The organism is Streptomyces sp., from assembly GCF_050698815.1.
In the GTDB taxonomy this organism is placed as follows: Bacteria; Actinomycetota; Actinomycetes; order Streptomycetales; family Streptomycetaceae; genus Streptomyces.
The window spans coordinates 1-7927 of sequence record NZ_JBOHCV010000177.1 but is presented as its reverse complement, the minus strand read 5'-3'; the positions used below and the strand labels follow the sequence as shown (position 1 = coordinate 7927).

The 7927-nt window shown below is 71.5% G+C and carries 8 protein-coding genes; 3 read left to right on the top strand and 5 right to left on the bottom strand.

Features of this window, described 5'->3' with window-relative positions; genetic code table 11:
• Positions 1–44: 44 nt before the first annotated feature.
• The 4 genes from mshC to ACRDP3_RS06615 all read right to left on the bottom strand — a co-directional run bounded on the left by mshC (position 45) and on the right by ACRDP3_RS06615 (position 3711).
• On the bottom strand, positions 45–1274 hold the full coding sequence (mshC, locus tag ACRDP3_RS06630) for a cysteine--1-D-myo-inosityl 2-amino-2-deoxy-alpha-D-glucopyranoside ligase (protein WP_431515888.1): 1230 nt from the start codon (positions 1272–1274) through the stop codon (positions 45–47).
• 144 nt (positions 1275–1418) lie between these two features.
• Positions 1419–2333 (bottom strand): SCO1664 family protein, encoded by a 915-nt coding sequence (locus ACRDP3_RS06625; RefSeq protein WP_431515887.1) that lies wholly within the window; start codon positions 2331–2333, stop codon positions 1419–1421.
• The gene (locus ACRDP3_RS06620; protein ID WP_431515886.1) at positions 2330–2920 is read right to left on the bottom strand and encodes a DUF3090 domain-containing protein; all 591 of its coding nucleotides are present in this window, start codon (positions 2918–2920) and stop codon (positions 2330–2332) included. Before ACRDP3_RS06620 ends, ACRDP3_RS06625 begins: the two co-directional genes overlap by 4 nt.
• 68 nt (positions 2921–2988) lie before the next feature.
• The gene (locus tag ACRDP3_RS06615) at positions 2989–3711 is read right to left on the bottom strand and encodes a histidine phosphatase family protein (protein WP_431515885.1); all 723 of its coding nucleotides are present in this window, start codon (positions 3709–3711) and stop codon (positions 2989–2991) included.
• 108 nt (positions 3712–3819) lie between these two features.
• On the opposite strand from ACRDP3_RS06615, the gene ACRDP3_RS06610 reads away from it, so the two are divergent.
• On the top strand, positions 3820–4812 hold the full coding sequence (locus tag ACRDP3_RS06610; protein ID WP_431515884.1) for a magnesium and cobalt transport protein CorA: 993 nt from the start codon (positions 3820–3822) through the stop codon (positions 4810–4812).
• A 139-nt stretch (positions 4813–4951) separates the two neighbouring features.
• Here ACRDP3_RS06610 and ACRDP3_RS06605 read toward each other — a convergent pair whose 3' ends face one another.
• Positions 4952–6007, bottom strand: a complete 1056-nt coding sequence (locus tag ACRDP3_RS06605; protein ID WP_431515883.1) for an LLM class F420-dependent oxidoreductase — start codon at positions 6005–6007, stop codon at positions 4952–4954.
• Positions 6008–6081: 74 nt separating this feature from the next.
• Here ACRDP3_RS06605 and ACRDP3_RS06600 point away from each other — a divergent pair, with 74 nt between their 5' ends.
• Positions 6082–7068: an aldo/keto reductase gene (locus ACRDP3_RS06600; protein ID WP_431515882.1), complete on the top strand. Its 987-nt coding sequence runs from the start codon at positions 6082–6084 to the stop codon at positions 7066–7068.
• Positions 7065–7927 (top strand): helix-hairpin-helix domain-containing protein (locus ACRDP3_RS06595; RefSeq protein ID WP_431515881.1); only part of this gene is annotated, 863 nt, incomplete at its 3' end. The genes ACRDP3_RS06600 and ACRDP3_RS06595, both read left to right, overlap by 4 nt.

Below are 7927 nucleotides of genomic sequence, written 5' to 3'. Positions count from 1 at the left end.
CCCCTTCCGAACTGTCCGACGGGGCCGGGCAGTTGCTGGAGCGCCTAGAGCGCGACCCCCAGCAGCGCGTCCACCGCGCGCGAGGCCAGACCGGGCGCTCCCGTGTCCGTACCGCCTCCGGATTCCTGTGCCGCCGCCCAGCGGTCGACAGCTTCCAGCGCGGCGGGTGCGTTCAGGTCGTCTGCCAGCGCCGCCCGTACCTCGTCCACCATGGCTTCGGCGGGCGGTCCGTCGGGGCGGGAGACAGCGGCGCGCCACCGGGCGAGCCGGGAGCGGGCCTCGTCGAGGACCGTGCCCGTGTACTCCCAGTCCTCGCGGTAGTGGCGTGAGAGCAGGACGAGCCGGATCGCGGCGGGGTCGACTCCGTCGCGGCGCAATTGCGAGACGAAGACCAGGTTGCCCTTGGACTTCGACATCTTCTCGCCGTTCAGGCCGACCATCCCGGCGTGCACGTAGGTCTGCGCGAAGGGATGTTCGCCGGTGAGTGCCTGGGCGTGCGATGCGCCCATCTCGTGGTGGGGGAAGGCGAGGTCCGAGCCGCCGCCCTGGACGTCGAAGCCCATGCCGAGGTGTTCCAGAGCGATGGCCACACACTCGATGTGCCAGCCGGGACGCCCGGGGCCGAGCGAGCCGCCGTCCCATTGCGGTTCCCCGTCGCGGGCGGCGCGCCACAGCATCGGATCGAGTGGGCTCTTCTTGCCCGGCCGCTCGGGGTCGCCGCCGCGCTCGGCGGACAGCAGCCGCATGGTCTCCGCATCGAGCCGTGAGACCTCGCCGAAGTGGGTGTCCGCGTCGACGGAGAAGTAGACGTCCCCCTCCAGCTCGTACGCCGCGCCCTGGTCGCGGAGCCGCTCGACCAGCGGGACGATGCGCGGGATCGACTCGACGGCACCGATGAAGTGCCGTGGCGGCAGCATCCGCAGGGCCGTCATGTCCTCGCGGAACAGGGCAGTTTCGCGCTCAGCCAGCGCGGACCATTCGTCACCTGTGGCCTCGGCACGTTCCAGCAGTGGATCGTCGATGTCGGTGACGTTCTGTATGTAGTGAACCTGCCGCTTGGTGTCGAGCCACACGCGCTGGACGAGGTCGAACGCGTTATAGGTCGCCGCGTGCCCCAGATGGGTCGCGTCGTACGGGGTGATGCCGCAGACGTAGATACGGGCGACGGGACCGGGGGCGAGGGTGACACGGCCGTCGGTCGCGGTGTCGTGGATCTCCAGGTCGCGGCCCTGACCGGGCAGGGCGGGGACCTCGGAAGCGGGCCAGGCATGCATTCCCTGAGCCTAACCCGGACAGCTGTTCAACATCGTGACGGGACGGGGATGGTCCGGGGAGGCCCCGCGGGAATGGCCGGATAGACGGTCTTGACCTGGCGTCCGGGAAGCCCCCCGTGCCCCGTGCCCCGTGCCCAGACAGAATCAAACAGGCGGCCAGGGGATGGCGGGCCAGTCGCCGCTGGGCAGCGGATGCCGCCCGGAGCTGCACAGCGCGTCGGTGCGCTTGCGTACCGCGTCGAGTTCGGCGGCGGTGACCAGCCCGGCCAGCCGGACGGCGAGCGGCGCTCCCTCACTCAGCGCGGCCGACAGCCCGCGCAGCATCGCGGCGGCCTCGGCGGTCAGCTCCTCCCCAGCCCAGCCCCACAGCAGGGTGCGCAGTTTGTCGTCGACGTGGAAGGTGACGCCGTGGTCGATGGCGTACAGCCGCCCGCCGGGAACGGGCAGCAGGTGGCCGCCCTTGCGGTCGCCGTTGTTGATGACCGCGTCCAGGACCGCGAGGCGTCGCAGCCGTGTGTCGTCGGCGTGCACCAGCAGTGCGGTGCGTCCCTCGCCGATGTCCACGAAGCCGACCGGTTTCCACCCCTCCCCCGGCTCGTCCCCCTCGACGAGCCCGAGCAGTTGCTCGGCACCCGGCTCAGTCGGGTCCTCGGCGGCGTCGGTGCCGTCGCTGTCGTCAGTGCCGTCGGTGCCGGGCAGCGGGCCGAGCCACGCCTGGCACATGCCCTCGCCGTACGGCCCGTCCCGCAGCACCGTGGCCGGGATCAGGTCCCAGCCGCCGGCACGGGAGACCTCGTACGCCGCCACCTCACGCTGCGCGAGGGTGCCGTCGGGGAAGTCCCACAGCGGGCGCTCGCCGGCCACCGGCTTGTAGACGCAGGGCAGCCCGCGTCCCTCGTGTTCGACCTCGCCGAACAGGACCGCGTTGGAGGCCTCCCGGATCCGGCCGCGTACGGTCAGCGTGCCGAGCGCGAGATGGGTACGGGTCCGCTCGTCCGCGAGCGAGGCGGTCAACCGCCCCCGGCGCGGCGGAGAACCGGATCCGGATGCCTCGCTCATTCGCCGCGCCGGTATCCGTTCTGACGCGGACACACGTGTCCTTCCGGGTCGAGCGGCAGGCTGCACAGGGGACAGGGCGGGCGGCCGGCGTTCACGACATCCAGCGCCCGCTTGGCGAAGGCACGCGCCATGGTGCCCTCCAGCCGCACCCGCAGCATCGGCGGGCCGTTCTCATCGTCCTGGAGCAGCCGCTCCTCGGCCTCCGCGAGGTCCTCGTCGGAATCGGCCTCCAGCTCGACGATGGCTTGCGCCTCCACCACCATCCGCTCACCGTCCCCGTCCCAGGCGAGCGCCATGGTGCCCACCCGGAACTCCTCGTCGACGGGCGTCTCCAGTGGGGCGGTGTCGTCGATCTCGGTGGGTGCCACGGCCGGCACGGGCGCGTTCCCGCCGGAGCGCCGGACCACCTCGTCGAGCAGCTCGTCGATCCGTTCGGCCAGTGCCTCGACCTGTGCCTTCTCCAGGGCGACGCTGGTGGTGCGTCCCGAGGCCGACGCCTGGAGGTAGAAGCTGCGCCGTCCTGGCAGGCCGACCGTACCGGCGATGAATCGGTCCGGCGGGTCGTAGAGGAACACCTGACGGGACACGTCCTGCTCCGTTGTCGTTGACGTCTGGTCGGTCAATGGCACCCTACTGCGCGTGCCGATCATCGTGCTTAAGCGCCGCCTCCCACCGTCGCGTTGCCACTGTGGTCATGGCTTTTGTCACCCGTACCGGCATCCGCCCCGTGGGCTGAGTCCGGCTCCGCGGGTGCGAGGGAGTCCAGTTCACCAGTCTCGCCCAGCCGCAGCAGGAAGGGCCGCAGCGCGGTGTACCGGATGACCGTGAGCGAGCAGGGCCCGACAGCGATGCGCTGGAAGAGGTCCAGGTGCATGCCGAGTGCGTCCGCCACGATCGACTTGATGATGTCTCCGTGCGTGCACATCGCGTACAGCGCGTCCGCTCCGTGCTCCGCCTCGATCCGGGCGTTCCAGCCGCGTACGGCCTCGACCGCCCGGGTCTGCATGCCGCGCATCGATTCGCCGCCGGGGAACGCGGCCGCGGACGGGTGCTGCTGCACGGTGGTCATCAGCGGCTCGTCGCCCAGCTCGGCCAGCTTCCGCCCGCTCCAGTCGCCGTAGTCACACTCGGAGATGCCGTCCTCGGTGTGCAGGGGCAGTCCGGGGCGGGCCGTGACCAGTGGTTCGAGTGTTTCCCGGCAGCGCTGCAGTGGACTGCTGACCAGCGCGGCCAGCGGCAGCGCGCTCAGCCGCCCGGGCAGTGCCCCGGCCTGTGCCAGCCCGTGCTCGTCCAGGGCGACACCCGGAGCACGGCCCGCGAGCAGTCCGGCGGTGTTGGCGGTGGAGCGGCCGTGCCGTACGAGGATGAGCGTGGGCATGCCCACAACCCTAACGACCTGGTGCGCCGGCGACATGGGGGCCGGGTCGGCCCGTGAGTCCGCCGCCCCGGACCACCGGGTGGTTGAGTGTGCGCCGTCAGGGCAGAATTGCCTCTCGTGATCGTGGACTGTGCCATCTACCGGGACGGACGCCGCATGGAGCGTCCGTCGGACTACTCCGACGCGCTGGACGAAGCGCGGGAAGTAGGAGACGCCTTTCTGTGGATCGGCCTGCACGAGCCGACCGAGGCGGAGTTCGATCTCGTGACCAGCGAATTCGGGCTCCATCCGCTCGCCGTGGAGGACGCTCTCCACGCGCACCAGCGGCCGAAGCTGGAGGTCTATTCGGACTCCCTCTTCCTGGTGCTCAAGCCCGCCTCCTACGACGAATCCTCGACGACCCTCTCCACCGGTGAGCTGATGCTGTTCGTCGGGGACTCCTTCGTGGTGACCGTGCGGCACGGTGAGGCCAACCCGCTGGGCGAGGTGCGCGACCGGCTGGAGAAGGACCCGGATGTGCTGCGGCACGGGCCGACCGCCGTGATGTACGCGGTGAGCGACGCCATCGTGGACCAGTACCTGGACGTCGCGGCGGCACTCCAGATAGACCTCGACGGGCTGGAGGAGGAGGTCTTCTCTCCCGGCGGTCAGCTTGCCCGGGACACGGCGGGCCGCATCTACGGCTTCAAGCGGCAGGTGCTCGGCTTCCGCCGGGCCACCGGTCCACTGGCCGAACCGCTGGAGCGGCTGACGGGTGCGGGAGTGCCGTTCGTGGCCGAGGACTCGCGGCCCTTCTTCCGCGACGTCAACGACCACTTGGCCCGCGTGAACGAACAAGTGGACGGTCTCGACAGACTGCTGTCCGACATCCTCTCCGCGAATCTCGCGCAGATGGGTGTGCGGCAGAACGACAACATGCGCAAGATCTCCGCCTGGGCCGCGATGTTCGCGGTCCCGACGGCGATCGCCGGGGTCTACGGAATGAACTTCGAGCACATGCCGGAGCTGGGTCAGGTGTGGGCCTATCCGGCGGTGCTGGGGCTGATCGCGGGCGCGTGCCTGGTGCTGTTCCGTCTCTTCAAGCGCCGTGGCTGGATGTGACGGTCAGGTGGCTGTGCCGGGGCGGCGGTCCGGACAACCACGTAACCCCTGGGGCGCCGGCGCGTTGTGCTGCGTAACGGCCGTGGCGGGGTAGACCCCCGAGCCCCCACCACGGCCGTAGGCATGTCCTGGGCCGCTGCTAGGCCAGCCCGGCCCGCTCCAGGGCCGCCACTCCGGCCCGCAGCCCGCTGATGCGCTCCTCGAGCACGAAGCCCGCGGGCGCGAGGGAGAGGGTGGTCACCCCGGCCTCGGCGTAGCCCCGCATCCGGTCCGCGATCCGCTCGACGGGGCCGAGGAGGGTGGTGGAGTCGATGAGTTCATGGGGCACGGCCGCGGCGGCGTCGTCCTTGTCGCCCGCCAGGTACGCGTCCTGGATCGCTGCCGCCTCGCGCTCGTAACCCATGCGCTGGGCGAGCCGGTTGTAGAAGTTCTGCTTGCGGCTGCCCATGCCGCCGACGTACAGCGCTGTGTAGGGGCGGAACTGGTCGGCCAGTGCGGGAATGTCGTCCCCGACGGCCATCGGCACGGTCGGGCAGACGTCGAAGCCCGCGAGGTTCCTGCCCTTGCCGGCCTTCTCCCGTCCCGCGCGCAGGTGCTGGAGAGTGGTCTCCTCCGCGTGTTCGGGCGAGAAGAAGATCAGCAGGGCGCCGTCGGCGATCTCACCGGTCTGCTCGAGATTCTTGGGGCCGATGGCGGCGATGTAGAGCGGGATCTCCTCGCGTACCGGATGCACCGTGAGCTTGAGGGGCTTGCCCGGGCCGTCGGGCAACGGCAGGGTCCAGTGCTGCCCCTGGTGGCTGAGCCGTTCCCGCGACATGGCCTTGCGGATGATCTCGACGTACTCGCGGGTGCGGGAGAGCGGCTTGTCGAACTTCACGCCGTACCAGCCCTCGGAGACCTGCGGCCCCGAGACGCCGAGACCGAGCCGGAAGCGGCCACCGGAAAGCGAGTCGAGCGTGGCCGCCGTCATGGCGGTCATCGCGGGTGTACGGGCCGGGATCTGGAAGATCCCCGAGCCGACGTCGATGTGCTCGGTCTGCGCGGCCACCCAGGAGAGCACGGTGGGAGCGTCGGAACCGTAGGCCTCCGCGGCCCAGCACACGGCGTAGCCGAGCCGGTCGGCCTCCTGGGCGACCGCGAGGTTGTCCGCGTCCATCCCCGCGCCCCAGTAGCCAAGATTGATGCCAAGCCGCATGCGGTCCCCTTACCCATCAGTAACGTCTCTGTCCCCGGGACTCTAGCGTGCGGCCGCAAGTAACCTCAACGCACATGGAGGCAAGGCACCTGGGCCGCACCGGCCTGCGCGTATCCCGATTCGGGCTCGGCACCCTCACCTGGGCGCGGGACACCGGGGAACGGGACGCCGCCGATCAGCTCAAGACGTTCTGGGAGGCGGGCGGCACGCTGGTGGACACCGCCGACGTCTACGCGGACGGAGGCGCCGAGTACCTCCTGGGACGGCTGTCGGAAGCGCTCGTACCGCGCCGGGACCTGGTGATCGCCACCAAGGCGGGCAGTGTGCCGGACCCGGACCGCCGCTTCGACGGATCACGCGGTCACCTTCTCGCCGCGCTCGACGCCTCGCTCGAGCGGCTCCGTACCGACTACGTGGACCTGTGGCAGGTGCACGCCTTCGACCCCGCGACACCGCTGGACGAGACTCTCCAGGCCCTCGACATCGCGGTGAGCACCGGCCGCGCCCGTTACGTGGGAGTGTCCAACTTCAGCGGATGGCAGCTCGCCAAGGCCGCCACCTGGCAGCTCGCGGCAGACCGGACGCGCACCCGGCTGTCCAGCACCCAGATGGAGTACTCGCTGCTGCAGCGCGGCGTCGAACGCGAAGTGCTGCCCGCCGCGCTCGACCTCGGTCTCGGGCTGCTGCCCTCCTCCCCGCTGGGACGCGGTGTGCTGACGGGCAAGTACCGCAAGGACGCCGCGCCGCCCGATTCGCGGGGGGCGTCCGCGCACCTGGCGCCGTTCGTCGCCCCGTATCTCGACGGGGCCGCCGCCCGCATCGTGGACGCGGTGTCGACGGCGGCCGACGGACTGGCCGTCACCCCGCTGCAGGTGGCACTGGCCTGGGTACGGGACCGCCCGGGCGTCGCCGCGCCGATCGTCGGGGCCCGGACATCGCAGCAGCTCACCGAGGCGCTGTCAGTGGAGGGACTTAGTCTTCCTGACGAGATCTGCCGGGCGCTGGACGATGTGTCGGCTCCGGTGCACCGCTATCCCGACCAGGACTGGAGCGAGCTGTGACGGACGACAAGGCAGCCGAACTCCTCGCGGCGGTACGGGCGGTGGAGAGCGGCGAACGCCCCGCCGCGTCCTTCTTCACCGCGCCCGGGCCCGGGCCCGAGCGCGGCACGGCTCCGCGCCCTGCCGCACCCACCTCATCCGCCTCACCCCCACCATCCGCCATCCGCCCCGCGTCCACCGCTGAACTCGCGCGGAGCGGCCCCGTCCCGGTGCCCGATGAGGTGCGGGCGGTACTCACCGAGGGGGGCGCACCGGAGGCGCTGGCCGTCCGTGTCGTGGAGTCGCTCGGCGAGCAGGCCGCCGAGGTGCTGCGCGCCGACCCGTGGCAGCTGCTCGCCACCCCGGGCGTACGGCCGGAGCAGGCGGACGGATTCGCCCGCGGCCTGCTGGGCGCGGAGTCCGGCCCGGCCGACGAGCGCCGCGCCCAGGCCCTGGTGGGCTGGCTGCTGGAACGTGCGGCACTGGCGGGACACACCGCGCTGGAGCCCGCCGCCCTCGCCGAGGGGCTGTCCCAGCACGCGGTTCCGGATCCGGACGAGGCGGTGCGGACCGCCGTCGACGCGGGAGCGGTGCTCGTCTTCGAGGATTCGCTCGACGCCATGCCGGGGGGCGGCGGAGCGGCTGCCGGGGAGTCCGAGGGGACGGCCGAGGAACGGCCGGTGAACCTGCTGCTGGGACTGGACCGGTACGCCTTGGCGGAGGAGAGCCTGGCGGACGGCCTGGCACGGTTGATCAGCACCCGCACACCGCCGTCGCAGGACCCCGGTCCCGACCGGCCGGCCTGGGAGGAAGCGGCCGCCGCGGCGCCCTCGCCGTCCGCGGCGGAGCTGATCCGGGCGGCGGCGGACCACGGGCTGGT